This is a genomic window from Pedobacter sp. 05T44 (genome assembly GCF_056395985.1).
Window position 1 is genome coordinate 1,039,123 of sequence record NZ_JBFTKO010000001.1, and the last position, 25,241, is coordinate 1,064,363.

Annotated in this window: 13 protein-coding genes; all 13 read right to left on the minus strand. The window is 39.8% G+C overall.

Annotated features, from left to right (window positions below; genetic code table 11):
* Nucleotides 1-19: 19 nt before the first annotated feature.
* Nucleotides 20-535, minus strand: a complete 516-nt coding sequence (locus AC1DDK_RS04275; protein WP_288879629.1) for a DUF2911 domain-containing protein — start codon at nt 533-535, stop codon at nt 20-22.
* Between the two features lie 165 nt (nt 536-700).
* On the minus strand, nt 701-1,612 hold the full coding sequence (locus tag AC1DDK_RS04280; RefSeq protein ID WP_288879628.1) for a hypothetical protein: 912 nt from the start codon (nt 1,610-1,612) through the stop codon (nt 701-703).
* 28 nt (nt 1,613-1,640) lie between these two features.
* A complete protein-coding gene (locus AC1DDK_RS04285; RefSeq protein ID WP_172660979.1) occupies nt 1,641-3,233 on the minus strand; it encodes a RagB/SusD family nutrient uptake outer membrane protein in 1,593 nt (530 codons plus the stop codon).
* An 18-nt stretch (nt 3,234-3,251) separates the two neighbouring features.
* Complete coding sequence (locus tag AC1DDK_RS04290) at nt 3,252-6,353, minus strand: SusC/RagA family TonB-linked outer membrane protein (protein ID WP_288879627.1); 3,102 nt, start codon at nt 6,351-6,353, stop codon at nt 3,252-3,254.
* Between the two features lie 56 nt (nt 6,354-6,409).
* Nucleotides 6,410-9,217: a glycoside hydrolase family 31 protein gene (locus tag AC1DDK_RS04295; protein WP_288879625.1), complete on the minus strand. Its 2,808-nt coding sequence runs from the start codon at nt 9,215-9,217 to the stop codon at nt 6,410-6,412.
* Nucleotides 9,218-9,383: 166 nt separating this feature from the next.
* A complete protein-coding gene (locus AC1DDK_RS04300) occupies nt 9,384-13,517 on the minus strand; it encodes a hybrid sensor histidine kinase/response regulator transcription factor (RefSeq protein ID WP_288879624.1) in 4,134 nt (1,377 codons plus the stop codon).
* Complete coding sequence (locus AC1DDK_RS04305) at nt 13,517-14,974, minus strand: gluconokinase (RefSeq protein ID WP_288879623.1); 1,458 nt, start codon at nt 14,972-14,974, stop codon at nt 13,517-13,519. The genes AC1DDK_RS04300 and AC1DDK_RS04305 overlap by 1 nt, the downstream gene beginning before the upstream one ends.
* 40 nt (nt 14,975-15,014) lie before the next feature.
* The gene (locus tag AC1DDK_RS04310; RefSeq protein WP_288879622.1) at nt 15,015-16,379 is read right to left on the minus strand and encodes a putative oxidoreductase C-terminal domain-containing protein; all 1,365 of its coding nucleotides are present in this window, start codon (nt 16,377-16,379) and stop codon (nt 15,015-15,017) included.
* A gap of 3 nt (nt 16,380-16,382) precedes the next feature.
* Complete coding sequence (locus AC1DDK_RS04315; protein WP_288879620.1) at nt 16,383-17,819, minus strand: Gfo/Idh/MocA family protein; 1,437 nt, start codon at nt 17,817-17,819, stop codon at nt 16,383-16,385.
* Between the two features lie 30 nt (nt 17,820-17,849).
* On the minus strand, nt 17,850-18,716 hold the full coding sequence (locus tag AC1DDK_RS04320; RefSeq protein ID WP_172660985.1) for a ThuA domain-containing protein: 867 nt from the start codon (nt 18,714-18,716) through the stop codon (nt 17,850-17,852).
* On the minus strand, nt 18,716-19,984 hold the full coding sequence (locus AC1DDK_RS04325; RefSeq protein WP_477633855.1) for a DUF6807 domain-containing protein: 1,269 nt from the start codon (nt 19,982-19,984) through the stop codon (nt 18,716-18,718). The genes AC1DDK_RS04320 and AC1DDK_RS04325 overlap by 1 nt, the downstream gene beginning before the upstream one ends.
* A 58-nt stretch (nt 19,985-20,042) precedes the next feature.
* Nucleotides 20,043-21,857, minus strand: a complete 1,815-nt coding sequence (locus tag AC1DDK_RS04330) for a RagB/SusD family nutrient uptake outer membrane protein (RefSeq protein WP_337715853.1) — start codon at nt 21,855-21,857, stop codon at nt 20,043-20,045.
* Nucleotides 21,858-21,877: 20 nt separating this feature from the next.
* Nucleotides 21,878-25,096 carry a SusC/RagA family TonB-linked outer membrane protein gene (locus AC1DDK_RS04335; RefSeq protein ID WP_288879616.1) on the minus strand — a complete coding sequence of 1,073 codons (3,219 nt, stop codon included), beginning with the start codon at nt 25,094-25,096 and terminating at the stop codon, nt 21,878-21,880.
* Between the last annotated feature and the right edge of the window lie 145 nt (nt 25,097-25,241).

The following is a 25,241-nucleotide window of genomic DNA, read 5'->3' on the forward strand; positions in this document are numbered from 1 at the left end:
AGCTTAAATTACTTACCTGCTATTTAACAGTAAACGGCACTACAACATTACCCCATAAAAGGCTAACTTTTCCTGATTTTTCAATCTTAAAAGTCATTTTTTCAGTTGCAGAAGCAGCTTTACCAGGTTTTACCGCTACACGAATTGCGTCATCTGCCTCAGTGTAATCAGTACCCCATTGTTTCCAGGTTTTGTTAAAGATAATTGTCCATTCTTTTTCTCCTGGAATTGTATACAAACCATATTTACCTGCAGCAAGGGCTTTACCTTCTACCTTTACATCTTTGCTTGTTTCAAATACAGTTGCTTCATTTGCTCCGGTACGCCATACCTTTCCATAAGGAGCAATATCGGCGCCTATTTTACGGCCTTTAACCGAAGGCTGACTGTAGTCAATGGTTACCACAGCTCCAGATGCAAGCGTTTCTTTTGCTATAGCTGGTGGGCTAACTCTTTTGGACTTGTCATCCTGAGCAGAGCTGGTCAGCGTGGTAAACAAACCAGCAATTAATGTTAATACAAATAACTTTTTCATAAAATTGAGTTTTTACCTCCAAGATAAGAAAATATGTTTAATAAATGCCCAGACTTCACCTGAATCAAAATGAAGCCCGAGCGGATTTAATTAAAGGATATAATAAAAAAGCCATTCATCCTTTTCAACATTTGATTGCACCAAACCAAATGACTTTACTTTCGCTTATTGTGAAGAAGCAAAGTTCTTTGTTATAAAGTTGAAAGAGAGCATAGCAGGTCCTTCGCCATCAACATCCTTATCCCTGATTACACCCAGTTGAAGCGTATTTTCATCAAGAGATAAAATCTTATAGGTTGTCCAGTTACTTATTCCCGTAATTCCATTCTTTGCAGGTTTGTATCCTCTAAGAATTGACCCTCCATTAATGGTCAATATTTTCGAGTTCACATTTAAAAAATAAGTGCCGTTTTGTGTAATTCCATTTTCCATCGGTTTCACTGCTTTAAAAGAAGCAGTTCCTTTCAATCCAAACGTCATTACCCCATAATCACCTTTAGCCATCATATTTGGATAAATATCATTAAGTCCCGGTCCCCAATTCCAACAATCAGCACCATAGCATCCTGTGGTATTGGCACCCCATGGGCCGCCGTCTTTAAGCCAACCAATATTTACTCCATAAAATGCAAAAGGTCCTGCAAAATAAACCCCTTCCGTATCCAACACCCATTCTTTCTCATTACCCACACCACCAGAAAGCGCTATCCAAAGAGGGTCGTTCACGTAGTTCAAATTATCTTGTGTTACTTTTACGACTACAGAATCCATCTTCACTTCTAATCCTCCGCTGAGTACAGAAAATTTAATCACATAATCTCCCTTAAAGGCAAATTTAACTGTGTCTATCATCCTTCTGGAGGTTCCTGTTCCATAATCCCACATGGATATAGTTCCGGGTGTAGCGTTTTTAAGAATTACGGTATTTCCACCGGCATCTGCCTGTAAATCCTGGGTCACAGTGTACTGAATTTCTGATTTATCGAGCGTCCTGTCAATACTGTGCTCATTTTTTTTACACGCACTGAACAGCAAAGGCATCATCAGCACTGCAAATATTTTTATATTTAGTTTCATTTCTTTAATGATTAAAATGGATGATCTGTTACCAACCTGCATTTTGTTTTAACGTTCCATTAGAAAGACCGATCTGGGTATATGGTATTTGCTGCAAACCTTTTGTAGCAATGATATTTGCAGCAGATATTTTTTTCTCTGCACTTACACCACCATTTAATACCGTTGAAGTTTCGGCAATTTCCTGAGCTGCTTTATCTATTCCCTGACGTAGTAAATCATAATAGCGTATTCCTTCAAAAGCAAATTCCAGTCTGCGCTCTCTAATGATATTAGCCTGACTTATCGCCAGCGGAGTAAATGCACCCTTATATGCACGTTGCCTAACAGCATCAAAATAGGTTTGCGCATTTCCACTTCCCAGCTCTGCCGCCATCAACAATACGTCAGCATAACGGATAGATACATAATCCTGGAACTGGCCAATCTGGAAGCTGGTATTACCATGTGATTCTGGCAGAGGCTTGCCGTCTAAACCGATCATTGGGCTATATTTCTTTACATAGTAACCAGTATATTCTCTTTGGCCTTTTTGATTGGTGAAGGGCAAATTTTCGTCTACAATTGAAATGATAGAGCCTGCTCTTCTCGTATCGGTAGGCAAGTATGCATTCCACAGTTTAGGGTTTACTGTTTCAGCACCCCATCCGTTTCCATACGGGTAAAGTGCCTGCTCACGAATACCTGTCATTACCATCCAGTGGTTACCGTCGGTATTTCCTTCATAATCACTTGTATAAGTATATTTTATTGCAAAAATGGTTTCTTTATTATCCTCACCTGCATATGATGTTAATGATGCAGCAGGCCATAGGTTTGCAAAATTTTCAATTAAACCGTATCCACCTTTAGTAATTACATCTTCAAGATATGCAAGGGCTTCTGGTTTAGATACAAGACCAACTAAATCTGCCTTTGCATAGTAACCCGTATAGAACAAGAATACACGGCCTATCAGCGCTTCAGCAGCATACCTGGTAACCCTACCATGATTGGCAACAGCCTGAGCCGGATAAGCAACTTCCGGTAAATTTGCTGCAGCGAATTTTAGATCGTCAGCAATTACCTTGTAAACTTCATCCGGATTACTCTGTGGTAAATTCTCGGTAGATGGAGCTGTTAACAGTGGAATATTACCCCAAAGTCTAACCATATCAAATAGCAGGTAGGCACGCAGAAAGCGGGCCTCAGATTCGTATGTTTTTCTCAACTGAGTATCGTTACCCCATTCTATCTGATCCAATTTGCCCAGAAGGGTGTTGCAACGAAACAGCGCTTTATAATACAAAACCCAGTTTCCATTATATAAATTTTGGTCTGATGGTGAACGCGACTTATCAAATTCATCAATCATCTGATAACCAAAACCATCGGAATTTCCGGTTGCGCCAAAAGTATTATCAGACATTACTTCGGCTGCAACCGGCAAGGCAATACCCTCAGACCACACAATTTGCAATCCGTCATAACAACCAACAAGTGCAGTAAATGCATCCTTTGGTGTTTTGTAAAAATTTTGATCTGTTACTGCTGTCACTTGCTCAGTATCCAGAAAACCTTTTTTGCATGCACCTAACGATAAAAGGCTTAGTGCAACAGCATATATTTTTATAGCTTTCATATTTTTATGATCTTGTAGTTAAAACTTAAGATTGGCTCCTATCATGAATGTTCTTGGTCTTGGATAATAACCTAAGTCTATACCCGACGCGAATCCTCGAGTACCATAACCTATTTCCGGATCCATTCCATCGTATTTTGTAAAGGTGTAAACGTTTAATGCAGCAGCATATAACCTTACCTGTTTCAGGTAGCTCTTTTTAAATACCTTACCAAGATCATAACCAACAGTGATGTTACTGATCCGTAAGAAATCACCTTTTTGAATATACAGATCAGAGAAATTACTCCAATTCCGGTTGTCTTCTGTTAAACGGGGAATGGTATTCGATGAACCCTCTCCGTGCCATCTATCGAGTATTCGGGTGGTATAATTACCGAACTGACTAGACGGATTTCTGTAAGATTGAACAATATCATTTCCGGCAACCCCAGAAGCCACAACAGAAAAATCGAAACCTTTGTAATCACCCGAAAGTGTGATACCAAATGTATAATTCGGGTTCGGATTACCAATCATGCCTCTATCCAGATTATCTATCATACCATCTCCGTTAACATCTACATACTTAACATCTCCAGGAGCAGCAGTTGGTTGTATTACCTTACCATTGGCAGATCTGTAATTTTGAACCTCGGCTTCATTCTGAAAGATACCGGCTGTTTTTAACCCCCAGAAATAACCAATTGGGAATCCGGTTTGAGCACGATAGAACTCAAGTGCATTGTTGAACAGTTCATTCTCTCCACCATGAATAATTTCATCGGAAGTAGGAATATTTGTAACTTTATTTTTATTGTAAGCACCATTAACCCCAACAGAATAATTAAATTCACCCACCTTGTTTCTATAAGTAAGTGCCAGTTCGAGACCTGTATTCTTCACATTACCACCATTAATAAAAGGAGGAAGGGCTCCAGCTGTGGCAAGAATTGGTACGTCTATTAACCAATCTTTGGTAGTTTTATTATACCAGTCGAAGTTCAACGCAAATTTGCCTTGCAAAAAATTAGCATCAAATCCGATATTAGTCTGTTCTGAGGTTTCCCATTTCACCGCGGGATTGCTGATTCGTTCCTGGTAGCCGCCTGGAGTAAGCACACCCTCATCAGGGCCAAAAATATAGTTTGTATTATTTAGCTTAATTGGTGCCAGATATTGAAAAGCAGCTATGTTCTGACTTCCTACCTGCCCCCAGCTGGCACGTACCTTAAGAAAGTCTAACCAGTCCTTTTGTCCCTGCATAAAACTTTCGTTTGTTACGACCCAGCCTGCGGAAACAGAAGGGAAATACCCCCAGCGGTTTGCCGGGCCAAAACGTGAAGAACCATCAGCTCTGAAAGTGGCATTTAACAGGTATTTTTCTTTGTAGTTATAATTTAACCTGCCAAAATAAGATAGCCTGCGATCCGGCTCGTTAGGTCCACCCCCAATAGTAATACCTGCTACGGTTTTACCGGTTGCGTTACTTAGCCAGGCATAATCAAAACCATCAGCAAACAAATTGGTATTGGTTCCAAAAATATTAGAACCATCTGCACGATATGCAGAACTACCCACCATGGCTTCAAAAGTATGGTCATTATTTAAGGTAAATTTATAGCTCAATAAATTATCCCAGATCAGAGATTTACCTTTATTCATCGACTGGCTGGCTTTGTTAACAAGGTTATAAGTGTAAACCGAAAGGCTGTAGACAGGGGTATAAGAACGACTTTCGCCTGCACTGTAATCCATACCTAAGCTGGTTCTGAATTTTAGATTTTTAACCGGTTCGATTACCATATAAATATCACCCAGTATACGCTGAGTATTATTTTTGTTCTGGCTGTTATATACCATAGATGCATAAGGATTTGCCTCAGCATTGTTCCATGTAGACTTACTGTTGTCGAAGAAGTTTCCATCCTCATCATACATCTTCAAAAATGGGCTGGCACTAAATGCTCCACGAAGCGTGTTATTATACTGATTACCAACACTTATACCATTATTTTTAATATCTGTATAGGTTAAGTGCTGACCGATTTTGATGATATCTTTATAAAAATTATGCTCAGAATTGATTTTAAAGCTGTAGCGTTGGTAATTAGACAAGCCTTTGCCCCCTACTATACCTTCCTGCCCGGTATAAGATAAACCCAAGGAATAAACTGAGGCTTCAGATGCACCGGATGCACCAAGTGCATAATTTTGTGTAAGCGCATTGTCTACAAACATCTCGTCCATCCAGTTTGTACCTTTGCCAAAAGCTTTTATCTCATCATTAGTGAACAGTGGTTGTTTCCCCCCGTTTACAGCAGCTTCGCTCATCATAGCTGCGTATTGTGAAGCATCAAGCAACTCTAATTTTTTTGCAACATTTTGTACACCTGCGTAAGCATCAAAAGTGATTTGTCCTGTCTGCCCGCGTTTACCTTGTCTTGTGGTTACCAACACAACACCATTAGCCGCCTGCGAGCCATAAATAGCCGCAGATGCAGCATCTTTTAAAACATCGATCGATTCTATATCTGATGAGTTTAAATAGGTGATATCGCCGGTAAGCACTCCATCCACAACATATAGCGGCGATGCATTGCCAATGGTACCTAAGCCTCTTATGGTTACTTTGATGTTTTCGCCAGGCTGACCAGAAGTAGATGTAATCTGTACGCCGGGAGTTTGCCCCTGTAAACCCTGCAAGGCGTTAGTGGTACTTTGCTTTTGCAGCGTTTCTCCTTTAATCTGAACTGTGGCGCCGGTTACCAGTTTCTTTTGCTGAACGCCATACCCCACTACCACTACTTCGTTGAGGCCCTGGTTATCTTCAGCTAAACTAATGTTGATGGTGTTTCCTTGTCCAACTGTTACTTCTTTGGCTACAAAACCAATAGAGCTAACCTGTAGTACATCCCCGGTTTGGGCATTAATGGTGTATGCACCATCATTATCGGTCCCTGTTCCGCCAGTTTTTCCTTTTACTTTTACCACTGCACCCGGTATGGCGAGCCCATCCGCTGCAGTTACTTTTCCACTGATCTGACGCTGCTGTGCAAATAAAGATTCGCTAAAAACAAGCAGTGAAAGAAACATCAGCAGAAAAATATGTTCTCTTTTAATCATAGAATTCTTTTTCATGCCGTTCATAAAGATTTAGTAAATAATTGATTCATTTTATATTGGTTTAATTTTAGTTAGAGCTTTATTGTAGTAGCCTTACCATTGTAAGTAATACTATGATTCGCCTTTTGGTTAAAGTCTAATGCCTTGGCTGATTTAGGGGTAATCACCACGATCTTAAATGTTCTATTTTCCAGCATTCCCTTAAAACTTCCTTTGCGATCACCTACTGTAAGCGTTTTGGTTTTTTCGTCGTAATTGAAATCTACCGTAGCAAAAGCACCTTTCTCATAGTTGTAATTGGTACCCTCATCCTCATAAAGAGAGAATGAAGCATTTTTTCCGGTATACACAAAGAGTGTTATCGGATCAGCAGGTTTCTCTGAGGTGTATTGTAATTCCGGGCCTGTAGGAACAATAGATCCTTCTTTTACATACACAGGCGTCTTTTCATATGGCGCATCAGCTTTAATGGTTTGTCCACCCTTAAAGTACTTGCCCGTATATAAATCATACCATCCTTGTCCTGAAGGCAGATACACATCTCTGTTCCTGTCTTTGTACTTATAAACAGGATTAATTAATAGCGAAGGGCCAAAAAGGAATGCATCCGACAAATTAGAAGCTTTAAGGTCCTGAGGAAAGTCCATCATTAAACCGCGCATCATGGTATAATCGTGATGATAAGTGTTGCCGGCAATTGAATAGATATAAGGCATCAGTCTATATCGCAACTTATTGTAGTACAGCATGCTTTTATAAGCAGGGTGACCCTCTGGCGCAATGTTATAGATCTCTCTGAAAGGAAACTGTCCGTGTACCCTAAACAAAGGAACAAAAGCGCCAAACTGATACCATCTGGCATTTAGTTCTCTCCACTCTTCCAGGTCTTCTTTATTAGGTTTCTCATACCGTTTTTCAACAGAAAAACCACCAATATCCATGGTCCAGTAAGGCATACCCGAAAGCGAAAAGTTTACCCCTGCACCGATCTGGGTTTTCATGTCTTCCCATCTCGAAGCGATATCTCCGCTCCAGGCCGCAGCAGCATATCTTTGCAGGCCTGCATATGCCGACCGTGTTAAAATAAACACCCTGTTCTCGTTGTTTACTTTACGTTGTCCTTCGTAAACACCTTTGGCATTAACCAGTGGAAATGCATTGAAATAAGTTGTAGACGATCCTTCATAAGTTGGATTCATCAGGTCTTTTCTAATCTCCACCGGTAAATTCGAATGCATATCCGGTTCTGTAGCATCCATCCACCAGGCATCTATACCTTTGCTATACAACCTTTTGTTCATCAGCTCCCAAAATGCAGTTCTCGCTTTAGGATTAAAAGCATCGTAAAATGTATTCGAATATCCTTTGCCTATCCAGTCTACACGGCCATCCACTATGTTTCTTTTATAAAGGAAATTTTCTTGGTTTAATTTATCATAGATATCGAAACCCTTATTAAACTTAGGCCAAACAGAGATCATCAGGTTCACATTTTGTTTGTGAAGAGATTTGATCATCCCATCAGGGTCAGCAAAACGCTCAGGGTCAAACTGCTGACTACCCCATTCCGGCTGCTTCCAGTACGACCAATCCAATACAATATTATCAAGTGGAATTTTTCTGTCGCGAAATTCTTTTACCGTTGATAAAATCTCATCCTGTGTTTTATAGCGTTCTCTGCTTTGCCAAAAGCCCATAGCCCATTTTGGCATTAATACCGCTTTTCCGGTTACTGTGCGGTACCCGCTAATTACCTGATCGGCATTTGCACCCCCAATAAAATAATAGTTAATTGAGGCACCAGATTCGGAACTAAGCGCAAAGGTATTTTTTAATGATTCTGGCAAAGGAGGCAAACAGGTTATACCCAGATATGATTCTCCTCCATCTGGTATCCATTCTATTTTGATTTTGGTTTTCTTATCTTTTTTTAATTCCAGATCTAGTATTGCCGATCCTGAATTCCAGGCCTGACGCCAAAAATCGGCAACAAGCTTATCATCAAACCAAACTTTAATATAACCTGCATATTTTAACTGAAGCTGATACAGCCCTTCAAGTTCGCTTCCCACGGCTCCCTCATAATGCACCACGGCATCCTGCATTTTTATGCTTGAAGGAAATTTATGCTGATCTGTTAACCAGTTTATAGATAATTCAGATATAGGTTGCTTAAGCAATACCTTTCCGGGTTCAGTTTTTGAAGTATAGGAAGCGGTAAGCCATCCTTCATCCCCTTCTTTAGAAAATAATTTCAATGCAGTTAAAGGCTGGTAATCTCTTATGTCGCCAGCGCGTGTAATTGAATAATTATCCCAAAGCAGGCCATAACCTTTATTAGAAACAAAAAAAGGAACACCTATTTCTGTATTGTACTGCACAAGATCTACCCTGCGTCCGCTATAATTTACCAGCCCTTGCTGGTGCTGCCCCAAACCGTAATATGCTTCATTTTCCTGCGCATCGAATAGCTGAGAAACCTGATAGGATGGCTCTCCATTAAATACTTTAGGGATAAGTGAAAGCCCTTCTGTTTTTGTTTGGGCCAGTAACACCTTACCGTTGGCATCACGATAAGTGATTAAACCTGTTTTAGTAGATACTTCAACTTTTAACGATGAAGTACTTAAGGTTACCTGGTCGGCTGAGTTGGTTGTTGTAAATTTAACAGCAGCATCTGAAAGCTTAACAGCCATTAAACTTTTGTCGCCAGGAAACTTGTCTGTCGCAATTGCAGTTACATGAATGATCTGATCGGATACTGGCTGAAGTTTTATTTTTTTAATTCCTGAGGGAGAATGTTGAATGGGAATTTCAATTCCTGAGGTTGTTTGCACATCATCTTTTACTTGCCCGTTTACATTTATATATAGTAACATACTACCTATAAATATTACGGCGCTCACCCTAATTTTTCGCATAGAAATAAATACTGTTTATACTTGGTTTATTTATTTCTAAAGGTATATGCAAGCAAAAAAAGGCAGGGCATTCAAATGATAACAATTAGGTATTCATATGTTAACAAATCTGCTAAAATGAGCATTAAACAGACTCTTGATCGGGTTTTGTTAAGGCATACGCTGATGGCAGCATATTGAATTCCTGCTTAAAATATTTACTGAAATGTTTAGGGTTACTGAAGCCAACTTCATAGGCTACCTCGGCAATGGTCATTTGCGATTTCAGCAACAAGGGTTTAGATTTTAGCAACCTGTAAGAGCGTATGTATTCTACAGGTGATTTACCTGTTAGCGGAAGTACTTTTTTATATAAACCTACCCTGCTCATATTCATGTCTGCACTTAACTGGTCGACAGTATAAGCGGAGTCTGACAAATGTTTTTCTATATGAATAGACAACTGTCTGATGAACTTATCGTCAACAGATTCAATTTCTGTTTCCAGTGGTTTAAACTCTACCTGCTTTTGGTAGGTCTTTTTTGAAAGCGCCTGCTGCTGCAGTAAGTTCCTTATTTTAGACAAAAGGATCTCAAAGTTAAAAGGCTTGGTCATATAATCACTTGCACCGGTTTCAAGGCCCATCAATTGTTCGTCTTCGGTAGTTAGCGCGGTAAGTAATATCACAGGCAAATGGGCCGTACGCTTATCCGCTTTAATTTTCCGACAAAGATCAATACCGTTCATTTCAGGCATACTCACATCACTAACAATCAAATCAGGATGTATCGAAAGTATTTTTTGCCAACCTTCTTTACCATTGGCTGCCTCGGCTATCTGGTAGTATTCTTTTAAATTATCCTTTAAATAAAACCTAAAATCCTCATTATCTTCTATCAGCATGAGCACCGGCTTTTTACTTTTCCATACAAACTTGGGATCGCTTACCGAATTTTCATCTACCCCAGCGGTAATGAGCAGGTCGAGCTTAGGTTCCGGATCGGAAGTTTCCATATCCGTTTTAGGAAAAACAAGGTAAACTGTAAATTCAGTGCCTTCATTCACAATACTATCAACCGTAATATGCCCACCATGCAACCTTACAAATTCCCGGGTAATCGACAAGCCTATACCACTCCCCTGGTTAACAATGGAATCGGGAACGTCATTTTGAAAAAACCTTTCGAATATCCTTGCCTTGTTATCTTCTGGAATACCAATACCCGTATCAGAAACTTTAAGAATTAACTGGGTTTGTTTTTGTTCATTAATGGTAGTGAGCAAACTTACTTTCACTTTACCACCCTGTGGTGTAAATTTAAATGCATTCGAAAGCAGATTAAACAGTATCCTTTCAATTTTATCATGATCAAAAAAAGTAATCAGGCTCTTTCTATCGGTTTGAAAACTAAAACTGATGTTCTTTCTGTCGGCTATATCACTAAAGGAAAACGACAGCTCCTGAATAAAAGAAATGATATCTCCTGTTTTAGGATGCAGTTTTAATTCGTGCACTTCCATTCTTCTAAAATCCAGCAATTGATTTACCAGATTCAGCAAGCGGCGCCCGTTCCGCTGAATCATCTGAAGTTGCGGTCTCTCTGAATCCTGAGCTTGTTTAATCAGTTTCTCAAGTGGCGTAATGATCAGCGACAAGGGCGTTCTGAATTCGTGACTTACATTGGTAAGAAATTTTATCTTAAGCAGATCCAGTTCATGCATCCGTTTCGCTTGTTGTCGTTCCTGTTCTATTAAAAACTCCTTCTTTATCCGTTGAATGCCACGATGCCGGATAAAAAACAGCGTACCGCCAATTAGCAATACGTAAATGATATAGGCTAGCGTTGTTCTCCAAAATGGAGGCATAATGGTAATATTAAGGCTGGTCTCATTGTTCACCCAATTTCCCGAAGCATCAGTAGAAACCACTTTAAAAGTATATTCACCCGGATCAATATTGGTATAGGTTGCCAATCGGTTATCCCCCTGAAGTTCCTGCCAGTGCTGATCAAATCCTTCCAGCCTATACCGGTATTTTATTTTTTGAGGATTAAAAAAGTTCAGTGCTGCAAACTCAAGTGCAAATCCATTCTGGCTATGGTTCAGCTTTAAATCTTTTGTAAAAATGATAGACTTCTTTAATAAAACCCTTCCATTTACCTGGTCATCAATGCCAATACTCCTGTTAGAAATCTGCAGATCGGTAAAAACGATAATAGGCCTGGTATTGTCATTTCTGATATCGCCCGGTTTAAAAAGATTAAAGCCATTTGCCCCTCCAAATAAAAGTTCTCCCGATTTGGTTTTATAGCCTGCATTGGCATTAAACGCATTGCCCTGCAAACCATCATGTTCATCATACTTACGAAAGGTATAAGAGAATTTGTCTGTGCTTATCTTCTTAACAATGATCTCAAACAAACCATTCGCCGTGCTTATCCAAAGATTTTTGTCATTATCTTCAACCACTTTTAATGTAGTCATTTCAGTGAGGCCATCTTTACTGTCGAAATTCTGGAACTGCCCTGATTCAGGATTTAGCCTACTTAAACCATCACGTGTAGATATCCATATAAAACCATAGCTATCCTCCATCATGCCATAAACAACATTATTAGTCAACGATTTTTTATTGCCTGGTTTATTCTTGTAATGAACAAATCTGCCATCCTGTTTCATTTCATCAACGCCTTCAGAGGTACCTATCCATATATTGCCTTTTCTATCCTCTATTAAACAGGATAGCGAATTTGAAATTATACCATTCTTTTCTCCTACCTTTTTGTGAAGAAAAATGTGTTTGTTTCTATCGAATTTATCCAGCCCACCACCTAAGGTAGCAATCCATAAATTTCCTCTCCGGTCTTCAAGAATGTCCCACACCCGGTCATCAGTCAAGCTATTTGTATCTTGGCTATTGTGTTTATAATTGATGAACTTTGTACCATCAAAGCAGCTTAACCCGCCAAAATAAGTACCTACCCATAGCTTTTTATCGCGATCTATAAACAGGCTTACAATGATGTCGTTACTTAAACTGTTTGGGTTGCCGGGCTCATGCACATACCTTTTAAACTGACCTGTTTTTCTATTAAAATAAAATAGTCCGCCTCCATTCGTACCAATCCAGATGTTACCCAGTCCGTCTTCTGCAAAACGGTTTACATCATCATAGGTCAGCCCTCGGGGATTTGCATTCTGGTGTTTATAGAGCGGGAATTTGAGGATCTTTTCATGATAAAAGCTAACGCCCCTTTTAAATGTTCCTACCCATATTATGCCCGAATGGTCTTTATACAAGGTTAAAATGGCATTTTGACCAATACTTTTAACGTCGTCCTCTTTATTAACAAGATACCTGACACTAAAATTTCTTTTATCCAGCAGGTTCACACCGCCATGATCGGTTCCTATCCAAATCAATCCTTTATCGTCCTGAATGATACTGCTAATCAAGTTGTTATTCAAACCATTTGGTGCCTTGTCTATGAATCTGGTTTTCCCGGTTTTGGTTTCATAAAAATCTACTCCTCTCTGGCTATTCAGGGTATATATCCATAGATCGGACGCATTATCAACAAACAATTTAAAGTTTTGAAAAGCCAAAGGGTCATCATGCTTAAACACAGAGATACGCTTTTGCACTTTACCGGTAGAGCTATTGAGCAGTTCTACGGTCTTATCCGTATGAATAATCCAAATGTCTCCATTAGGCCCTTTCTGTAATGCAGAAATTGGAGAACCAGCCAGTGATGCAGCATTCCCGGTATTCAGTTTTAGATGAATACTTTTTTTGCTCAGTGTATCATATTTAAAGACGCCTTCGTCACCCGCGTTGAACCAAAAACCGCCTTTACTATCTTTTACTATATCTATGATCTTTTTAGCAATAATGTTTAACTCCTTCAGGTAAGGTTTCACATCCCTTATAAAACTTTGGGTTTCCGCATCATAGATATTTGCGCCGTTCTTGGTTTCCAGATAGAGCTTGTTATCTGGCAGTTCAGAAATATTGACGATAAAATCGTCACTTATTGATTTGGTATCTCGTGGATCGTGCTTAAAAATTTTTATCTGCTGACCATCAAAACGGTTTAATCCGGAAAGGGTACCAATCCATATAAAGCCCTTGCTGTCTTTAAAAATTGTATTTACCTGGTTATGAGAAAGCCCATCGGAGAGGTTTATACTCGAAAACTGAATCTGGTCTTGCTGCGCTAGCCCAACAAATGAAATCAGGAAGAAGATTAATGTAATTATGGTTTTCCTTGCAAACATTAAAGATTCATTTTATAAAATTCATGCATGGTATTCTTTAAATCAGAATAAAGCGTTTTAAAGATCCTAAAATTCCTCAAATAAACCTCACCATTATTAGGGTTTGGCTTAACCATTTTTGGCGTTTTATTTACCAAATCGGAATAATCATGAATCAAACCAAGGGCTTTCATTGCCAACAGTGCAGCACCAACTGCCGAAGCATCTTCTGATTGTGTAATCACCAGGTCTTTTCCGGTAATATCAGCCATTATCTGCATCCAGATATCCGATTTTACAATGCCTCCGCTAATATTGATCTGTTTAATGGGCTCAGCATTTTCCTGCAAGGCATCAAGCACATCGTACATCGCATAGCATATACCTTCCAGTACAGCTCTCGAAAAATGGGCTTTTCCATGTTCCAGCTTTACACCAAAGAATACGCCACAGCTTTCGCTATCCCATATCGGTGCCCGATCTCCGGTTAGATAAGGTAAAAACAGCAACCCATTACTTCCAGCCCTTATGCCTGCAATTTCTTCAAAAAGCTGTTCATAATCGGTTTCTCCCAAGTCATGTTTAATGTTATTTTTTATCCACCATTGTAAGGCAATGCCGCCATTATTTATCGGGCCGCCGCAAATAAAAGTATCCTTATCAAGGATATAACTAAATGTCATCGCCTTTTCATTCGGCAAAGGCTTATCGCTGGCTATTCTTACCGCACCACTTGTACCTATGGTCATCACAGCAATACCGGGTTTAATCCCTCCACTCCCCAGATTGGCCATACAGCCATCACTTGCACCAATTACAACAGCAATACCAGACTCAAGAAACTTAGTATAATTAGTTTGTACAGGTTCAGAAAGCATTTTACTATCTATCCCTGTGATATTAAGGGAATCTGTATGCCAGTCTAGCAGATCTATGTTAAACAAACCAGTACAAGAAGCGATTGAGTAATCTATCTTAAACTCTTTGAAAAGCTTGTACCAGATGTATTCTTTTATGGAAATGAATTTATGTGTTTGGCTAAACAAATCCGGATCATTCTCCTTTAACCAAATGATTTTGCATAAAGGCGACATGGCATGCAGCGGTGTGCCTGTTGCTTTATAAATGGACAAGCCAGTTTCAGTGCTTCTTAATCCTTTAGCAATTTCAGAACTTCTGTTATCGGCCCAGGTTATCATTGGTGCCAGCGCGTTACCATTTTCGTCAACCGGTATCAGGCTGTGCATGGCACTGCTTAGGGATATTGCTTTTGGCACATTGCCAATTTCAGCAATCAATCCATCCATGCTTTTCTTAAAAGCATTCCAGATTTCTTCCGGATTCTGTTCATGATAACCGGGTTGTGGCGAGGTAAAAGCGTAATGCTGCTGAAAAGCACCAAATGAGTTGCATTTGGTATCTACAGCAACCGCTTTTACACTCCCCGTACCGATATCTATTCCTAAAACATAATCCATAATTGCAATTTAACGTTGCAAGATAGAAAATGAATTATAACTATTTCTTTCTGGCAAGATCCAATGCTGCAGTAATTGTGTAATATTTTGCAATCATATTGGGTACTTCCCATGCAGGCAGATCCTTATTTTTAAGGTAACTCAAAAACTTTTCAGTTACCCTGGCAAAATGTGCCTCGTGCCCTTCTTTGTATTTATCGGGAATATTAACCCACCATCCGGTTTTGGTTTTTGTAAGCGAAATACCTGGAAACTTGCCCTGTAAATTTTTAAGCTGCTCATTTAAAGTTGCTTCAAAAGCGGCATCTTTTGGATTCACAGGATCAATATATAGTTCAGGTTTAAATTTCTGCTCTGCTCCCTGTTTTATAATCAGGTTGGCCTTTGTGCCACGCATAATGGAGTAATGTGTATCGCCAGTACCTTCGGGTGCTTTATAATTCCATTTTACGGAAACTTTAGCATGCACACCACGGAGTTTATAATTGATCTCTCCGTTTGAAAACACCTTTAGCACACTATCGTTAACCACATCTTTTTTAAGATAATCTGGAAACGCAGTCGACTTGGTGATGGTATTAAACTGGCTTAAAGTTAAATCTGTACTTGATCTTTTAGCCGACACCAATTGAACATCGGTTTTATAATCGAGCGTCTGATCCGGAAAACATTCCCATTGCACCAGGTCAACCAAATGCGTAGTTACATCAACAATCCCCTCTCCTTCCTGGGCTACATCCATAAACCATGCAGGTCTTACCAAAACACTTCCTGAAACATACTTATAAAAATAATGAACACTTTCTTTGGTAACAGCAGGGTTATCAGGCGTGCCTTTTTCAAGCATACCGAAAACTTCGGGTATCATTGAGAACTCTCTTTGCAGCATGGTAGTAATCTCATAACGCTCCGTCATGATATCATACAACAACAGCTGCTTTTCTGCTGCCGTTTTAAATGCACCTTTCAAAACCTCAAAACTAGCCCCATCAATGGCCATTGGCTTATCAGCCAGCACATTCAATCCGGCTTCAACCGATCTTTTTATGTAGTTTGTTTTCTTCTGGTTATTTCCTGCCAATACCAATACATTCCCTTTCTTTTCGGCAATCATTTTATCCAGGTAATCATCGCCCAGATAAACTTTTTCATCCCATGTGGTTGGATTGTCCGGACGCTTATTGTAGGCTTCAATTTTTGACAAATGCAACTCCACATCGGCTCCCTTAGGTGCATACACATGCACGGTAGAATCAACCCCGCGATACATTGATTTTTGCACTAGCGCAGCATGAAAATGTCCGGGATCAAGGGTGATCAGCTTTACAGCATTATCTTCCTGTTTCTTAGGCTGACTGCATCCTGCCAGCACAATTAATGGGATCATTATTAGTTTGCTTTTCATAGTTTAACTCTTTTTATCGAGAATATAGTTGGTACCATAAGGATAACGCTGTGGTCTCGATAATAATTTATTGGCTTCTGCATTATCTTTAAAAACTTCTTTGTTCGGATCCCAATATAGCTTTTTTGGAGATCTCATTGCAGCATGAGCTACTAAACATGCACTGCAAGAACGATGCGCAACTTCTGCAGGGCTAATTGTTGCCTTTCCGCTTTCAATACAATCCAGCCAGTTGCCGTGTTGTTCAGGACTTTCGTACAGATGAATTTCATTGGCCTCTATTTTAGAGGTAAGAATAGCCGGATCGCTTGCATAAAATGCTTTATTATCTTTACCACCCGACCCAGGGTCTGTACTGGTAACCCCTACGTTTCCTCTTGATACAAAGATCCAACCGTTACTGCCTTCAAACCTTACCCCATTAGGATTTTTACTATTCATCACCATGTTTACACCATTTGCATACTTGGCATGAACCTCATAATCGCCATGTACATTCCACAAACCATTTTTAGGAAATTCGGCACGCGCCTCAATTTCAATCGGGCCAGTATGCTCTGTATTCATTCCCCAGTGAGCAATATCAATGTGATGTACGCCCCACCCGGTAATCATCCCGGCACCAAACTGTTCTAATCTTAACCATCCGCCCCTCGATTCCGGATCTGTTTGTGAATGTACACGATCCTGCGTATAGTAAATGTAAGGTGTTGAGCCAAGCCACATATCATAATTGAAATTTGCAGGAATTGGCATCTCTGTAGCAACCCCACCCGCAGGATCTGAAGGCAAACCAACCTGTACACTTTGAAGTTTTCCTATCCTTCCATTTCTTACCAGTTCACATGCTCTTTTAAATTGAGGCCAGGGGTTAACTGAACGCTGCTGACTACCTAACTGAAAAGTAACTCCAGATTTTCTGACCATATCACTCATCATCCTACCCTCTTCAATAGTTAACGAAGTTGGTTTTTGAAGATAAATGTGTTTGCCTGCAAGCGCTGCTTCAATTGCTGGCTGGGCATGCCAATGATCAGGGGTACTGATCATCACCGCATCAATATCTTTATTGGCCAGCAGGTCATGATAATCATCATAAGTTTTAATATCTATATAATTGGAATTACCTGTTTTTTTGGTATACCAGCCCTCTACCAGCTGTTTTCCACTTTTCAGTCTGTTACCGTCTAAATCTGCAATGGCCACAATACGGGCTTTATCATATTTAAAAGTTTCGGCAAGGTCATGTGTCCGGGCAATTCGGCCGCAGCCGATCTGGCCTATATTAATTTTATTGCTGGGTGCGTTTTTACCAAACACAGAAGCAGGAACTATAGTAGGAAAGCCAGTCATGGCAACAGAAGTAACAACAGCACTCTTAACAGCCGTTTTCACGAAATCTCTTCTGCTATATGGAAGTTTTTCATTTTCGCTCATCATATCATCTAGGTTTATTAGGTTAATATTTGGTTAGTAGCGCAGCGGTGTATTTCGTGAATCTGCGTATGCTTTACTGTAATCTATTTTTTTATACTGGCCGGCAACATAGTTGATGCCCTGAAGGATGTGTTTGATAAAAACCGGGTCTTCATAGTTTTCTTTATCGTGTCCAAGAGCGGTAATCCAAACATTTCCCCCATCAAATTGCTGGTACCATACTGCAGGATATAACTCCGAAAAAGGAGCAGAAAATGTTTTTATTTTCTCCGCATCTGCCGGATCAGATGAATTTAAAGAGGTAACATCATGTGCCATGATTACTTTAATGCCAGGATACAGTTCTTTGGCAAAATAACATTCATCTTTTCTTTCCCAAACTTTTGGCAAGCCTGCAACAGAGGGATGCGAAGGGTCAATTACTTTTACAGTAAACTTTTGGTTTCTGGCATGCCAGGCAAACGTGCCTCCCAGCATTTGCTTAAACCATTGCCAGTTTCGTTCTGTACCGGTTACAGAGTGTAAGCCAACAAATCCGCCTCCGGCTTCTATATATCTTCTAAAGGCTAACCTTTGTCCATCGGTATCAAACACATCATTATTAGTGCTTGGAAAAATCAGCAAGGTATACTGCTTTAAATTTGCCTCTGTAAAAACCGAAGGATCATCAGATACATCGGTGTCAAATCCATTCTCCTGGCCCAATTTCTGAATGCATTTTACCGCATTAGGGATATTGTCATGAACATACCCCTTCCCGTTTTTGGTGTACACCAGTACTTTTACTTTTTTCAGAAAGGTGTTTTTTTCAGCAGCCATTGCAAATGGGATGCACAATATCCATAAGGCAGAAAGCAGGATACTCGCTTTGAATTTAAATCTTAAAATTGATACGCTCATTAGTTTGAATTAAGTTGGTTTAATTTTATTTTAACTACGGGAGGACTGGCAAAATCACCCCAGGCGGCTTCGGCACGCTCCTTAGAAGTATGGCCATTGTACACCAGGAACCTGTATTTTAGGATATAGGTTTTCCCCTTTTCCAATAACCAGTCTTTATCTTTTGTTGGCGAGAAATTGGCATACACATCTCCCCTTCCGTTCATGTTTTCAGGCCATATTCTTAATGGTTCCGGATAATTATAATTGGTAGGATAAGACATCATTACCGCACCGGCATAGTCATCATCTATTTTTCCCTGCAAAATCACCCAACGTGCTTTGGTGCCATCCGCATCTTTTCTTGTTTTTCCTTCGGATGTCAGGGTTTCGCTATTTTMTTTATTCCATTTTTCGGTAGCCCGCCAACCCAAGCCGCCATAACGGTATTCTTTAAGTAATACCTGTTCATCAGTAGCGCAATTGAGCTGAATAGTGATATCAGCAATATAATAATCCTGACCTTTTTGAGGTTGGAAGATCCTTACCGACTGAAGCTCGTTGAGTGCTACCTTTTCAGTTCCGTCTTTTTTAAAAACCACATGATCGTGCAGTGTCTGATATTCTGCATATACCGGACCTGCGTTTACAGCAACAAAATCTACAAACCTTACCGTTCCTTTCCGGTCTTTAAGGTTCCAGAAGTCTACAGTATCACCTTCAAAAACCACATGAGTCCATGGGTTCCACAATCCATAATGATGGTAATGATCGGGAGCCTGTATCCGTGTTAATTCTTGTCCGTGCGGAGACCATAACGGATGTATAAAACCGCTTCTTTTAAAGGCCGTATCTATTCCCTTTGGTGGATAAACCGTTTTGTAATTGTAGCGGAGTAAGTTTTTATTCCCGTTACTTATTGTTAACTCCCCGTTTTCACGGATAGCCCTTATGTGATCCGCAGGCTTAAGCGGTTTTCCTTTTTCCAGGGCAAATATGCTTGTGGCCAAAGAAGGTTTTACCAGCCAATGCAAAACCCGTTTTCCGTTGTTTTCTACCTGATACGCTACAGGGGTTTGTTTGTTTCCTTTTACCTCTATTAACCTGATAACGCTATCAGGCAAAGCAGTTATTGCATCCAGATCTACCTGAACATGAATCTCTTTATCTGGCGTTCTTTTCTTCAGGTCTACCTCCAGGGTAGCAATTCTTTGGGCATACAAGGGTGTTAGCATTGCTGAAAAGGCAATAAAAGATATGCAGGTTAGCCTCAGGGAATTTAACATCATTATTTCTTTAATCGTATTTTAAAAATATGGTTTTTAGACAGTAAGATCACTTTAGCCTCTATTCTATTTTATCAATCGGTGGTACATTACCCTCTGAGCCAGAATATCCTTTGTTTTGATTTATGTGACCGGATACATTTGCCCTGATCGCACTTTGAGGTACCGGCCACAATACATGATATGGGCTCATGGTATATTGATCTCCATGATTTGTTTTAACACCATTTTTATAGAACACATTTTTTTCTTTTACCCTATCATAAAAGAAATTGTTTTCCGAGAAATTGGTTAAAGAATATACTTTACCATTATAGGCAGTTTTACCGGTAAGTGCAAAAATGTAAGCAATTCTGGTCAGCTCACATTTTCTTGGCTCCTCGTAATAAAGTTCGCGGGCTCTTTCATCCAGTATCGTGCCGATGTTGATCGAAGCAGGAGTATAGGGTGCTGCTTTTGCACGTGCCCTTACCTTATTGATATCAGCGGCAGCGCTGGCCAGATCGTCTTTCCAATAATAGGCCTCGGCGCGAAGCAAATAGGTTTCTGCTATCCGGAACACATACCAGTCTGTATGACCACCTTGCATTGGCGCATTTTCAAAATCAGGTATAAATATCTTATACTGCGGCCATCCAAAATAACTCCTTATGGTATCAGTAACGGTAAGGCCGCCTGCAGCATTTCGCAATTGTATCGGTTTATTGTAGTATGTAGGGTCGCTCTTCTTTAATGCGGGCTCATTATAAACAAGGTCTTCCATGTTCATCCAATTGCCTTTTATATGCCTTAAGTCATTAGGATCGTCCCAGATCGCTTGTGTGCTGTAAGATGTTCCGCGACAGCGGCCTATTCCTCTTCCATAAAGATTAGACTGTGTGATCTCCAGATTAATTCCATCGTTAGTACCTTTTTTTCCATTTGGCGTATTGATGTTTGAACCCCAGTTCGGTACTGCCTGACGCATAATTTTCATCCCCCCATCATAACCTCCATCCATCTGCCTGTCAATCACCATAAATATACCTTCCCTGTTCTCACCCAACGACTTGTTCTCCGGTCTGTGAAGGTCCCATATCAGGTTTCTTGTTTCATCTGCTCTTGTAGCGCCGAACCGGTTGGTCATTAGTGCATACGGACTTCCATTTATTACCGCATTTGCAGAGGCTATGGCATCGTCAAATTTTCCGAGCGCTAAATTCACCTTGGTAAGCAAATGATTTACCGCTCCTTTGGTTACCTCACCCTTATTCACATTATCAGTTACCCATTGCGCTGCAAATTCCAGGTCTGTTTTCATCTTCTGAAGAATGACCTCGCGCTTAGTGGTATAAAAATCTACCCTTGGCGTGGTTACTTCATTCAACAACAAAGGCACGTCTCCAAATTGATTTACCAAACGGTAATAACGGAATGCTCTGTGAAAATAGGCCGACCCCAGTATCGAGTTACGCTCCGCTTCATCTTTAAAATTGGCAGCATCAATACGGCTAATCACTGTATTTGCATATTTGATACCCTTATATCCCTCGTCCCAATAATATCCAATTCTGTTAAAGTCAACCGAATTTAGATTCGCATCAGGAGTAATCAACAGGTTTAAATCCTGAGCAGGACCAGATTTATCTGTTGTACCATCAACTGCTATCTCAGAGAATATTTGCTCGGTAATCCACGGCGCGCCATCACCAAAGTATTCATTCCGCAAATTTCTTGCACAAGCTACTAATGTAGCCCGCAAAACTGCAGGGTCTTTATAATCTTCATCTGTGTAAAAGGAAAGCGGTTCGGGTTCTAAAAAGCTTTTTTTACATCCAATTCCGGCCAGTATAGTGATAACTAAACAGACAGGTAATATTTTATATAGATTTTTCATGATCATCGATTTGATTTATACTACAAGGTTACATTTAGTCCTAATGTCACATACCGGGGCGTTGGGTTTTTATTCTGTGGATCCCAATAATCCCAGTCGGGTGCATAAATTGCTGCGTTTTGAACAGTCGTAAAGATCCTTACACTATTCAACCTTCCTTTTTCAACCAGTTTCTTTGGCAAAGTGTATGCTAACGAGACATTATCTATTCTGATAAATGATGTTTTACGGTATACATTATAGTTTGCACTGCCATTGCTTGAGTACAATCTTGCATAATCGTTGATTGGATTTTCTGCAGTCCAATAAGGCACTTTGTACGAATTCTGTCTATCCTGAAAACCGGAATTATTCTTAGCCTCATTAAAATCTGTCATGGCTCCCCAGTTGGAATACATAGAGAAAGAAAAATCAAACTGCTTAAAAAACGTAAATTCATTTCTCATTGAAGTGGTAAATTTAGGATTTCTGGATCCCAGGAATTGTTTATCCGCATCTGTGAATTTGAAATCCCCATTTACATCCTGCAGTTTAAAATCTCCCGGTTTCACGCCGTATTTAGCGGCTTCCGCAGCTTCGTTTTGCTGCCACACACCTAAAACTTTTAAGTCCCAAATGGCATTTACATCCTTGCCTATAAACCAACCATTTCCAGGATCATTGTTTTCAACTTTACCTATTACCTTTCCTTCCTTATCCAACTGATTTACCTCGCCGAATAAATGAACAATCTTGTTCCGGTTCAAAGAAAAGTTAACAGAGGTTTTCCAGCTGAAGTTCTCTCTTTTAAAATTGTTGCTGTTTAAGGCGATTTCTACACCTGTATTGGTCACATTACCAAGGTTGGATGCTATATTAAAGAAACCAGTTACACTTGGCAAGGCTCTTAACAAGAGTAAATTGCTTGTATTTTTCTTGTAAACCTCTACCGATCCGTCTATTATATTATTCAGGATTGAAAAGTCCAGACCTCCATTAAATGACGATGTAGATTCCCATTTAAGATCTCTGTTTATCATYCTATCTACATACAATTGCGCGATAGGAAAAACTGTCCCTGATGGAGAAACATATAGATATTTACCTGTATTAAGATTTGAAAGCGCTAAATAACCGTCAATATCCCTGTTCCCTACCGATCCATAAGACAGTCGAAGTTTTGCATAATTAAGCCAGCTTACAGATTTCATGAAACCTTCGTCGCTGAACACCCAACCCAGTGCTAATGAAGGGAAAGTTGCCCTCGGATTTCGCTGCCCGAAAGCAGAATACCCATCGCGACGAATGGTAGCTGTTAAAAGATATTTACTGTTAAGGGTGTAGTTTAACCTGGCCATTAATGCATCGCCTGTAGTTACCAAATCGTTACTGCTCACAATCGGTTTAATTCCTGAACCTATGTTATGATAGCTTAATTTATCATTCGGATCAAACCCTTCGTTTTCTATTCTCGAAGACGTTTGTTTTAATTTTTCTGCGTTCATCAAGAACGTAACATCGAATTGATGAATTTTATTAAACGTTTTATTCCATTTCAAAACGTTATCAATTTGCCAGTTAAAACGGGTAGTTTCTGTACGATCAGCATATCCTTTTCTGGCAACATAGTCTGGATGTAATGCAGAAAAGTGATTAAATTCCCTGGTCTGATCATAACTTGGCGTAACGTTTACGGAGTATGAAAAGCCAAATGGCAATTCGCCTTTTACATACATGGTCGAAAAGATGGTGTTATATTTCAACATCCTTTCGCGGTACACATTATCCAGAAAAGGGTTACGGTTGTTACCTAAATCGTCATTTGGACTTGGTCGTAATGTAATTCCATCATCCTTGTATTTAGATCCCAAAGGTGAAGCATTTCTAATCTGGCCAAAGTCAATAGGAACAGCACTCTCATCGCGACTGGCATATTGAAAGTTAACACCTATTGTTGCGAATTTTGCAGCTTTACCTTCCAGATTAAGGCGTGCCCGGGCATTTTTATATTGATCACCAACAGTTAATCCTTCATTATTGGTATAGCCTAAAGAAAGGTAATAATTAACCTCCTCTTTTCTTCCGGAAATACCAAATGTATGATCCTGTCTAAATCCATTTCTGTAAATCAAATCTTCCCAATTGGTACTTTTACCTGCCTTATAATTTTCAATCTCTATCGGAAACATTTTCAACCTGGTTAACCAGGTATCTATCGGATCGGCAGTTATAGGCGTATTATCGTAAGCATACCATTGCGCAAGAGTTACGTTGGATGGAAGCGTACGCGGATCATTAAAACGCGATGGTTGTGTACCAATCGTACCCGCATTTATGCTTTTTAATACGTCTGTACGCCAGTTAACAAAGCCATTGGCATCATAAACATGCTCCGTAACCTCGCGTGAGGCCATCCCGATTGTGGTATTTAAAGTAATTACAGGCTTGTCTGACTTGCCTCGTTTTGTAGTAATAATAACCACACCACTTGCGGCCTTTGCTCCATAAACTGCCGCCGAGCTGGCATCTTTTAATACATCAATTGTTTCGATATCACTAGGATTAATATCACTTAACTGACCTGGATAAATTACCCCGTCAACAACAAGAAGGGGTGTTACACCAGCTATCAGCGAGGATTTTCCTCGCACCTGAAGGTCGGAGTTGTTTCCACCTTTGGGTGAGGCTGAAAAAGCGACATTTAATCCCGGAACATTTCCCCGAAGCAGATCTTGTACGCTATTTGGATGTTGATTTTCAAGCTGTACAGCCTTAACCTGTGATATGGCACCCGTTAAATCCTTTTTTGATCGTGTACCGTAACCCACCACCACTAATTCATTTAAATCATTTGCGGCTTCTGCCAACACAACATTAACAGTTGTGCCCGTTACCGGAACTTCTTTAGAGATAAAGCCAAGTGAGCTAAAAACCAATATTCCGCCATTGTCTGGAATATCCTTAAGGACATAACGTCCCTCCGCGTTAGTTACAGTCCCATTTTTAGAACCTTTTAAACGAACACTCACACCTGCAACAGGGAGTTTCTTTTCGTCGGTAACTGTACCTGAAACCGTTTTGACGAGGACATTTTCATATTTGTTATTAAATCGATCGTCAAATTGCTGGTCAGGGGGAAGCCTTGTCCATTCATTTATTGTTGCGTAAGACCATAGCGGACAACATATTGCTACTGCAAAAATTGAGCGTAAGAATCCTGTAACGCGCATTTTATTGCCGTTTTGTATATTTAGAAACATAATATGTATTATTTATTAGGAAATGAATAATTTTAATTACACTGCGTGTATTCTAAAATTCAGGAGGTATCCCGGTTAAGTTTAGGTTTCATATGGTTTAGTTTAAATTAGGTTAGTAAATTAAAGTTAGGAATAATATTTAAAA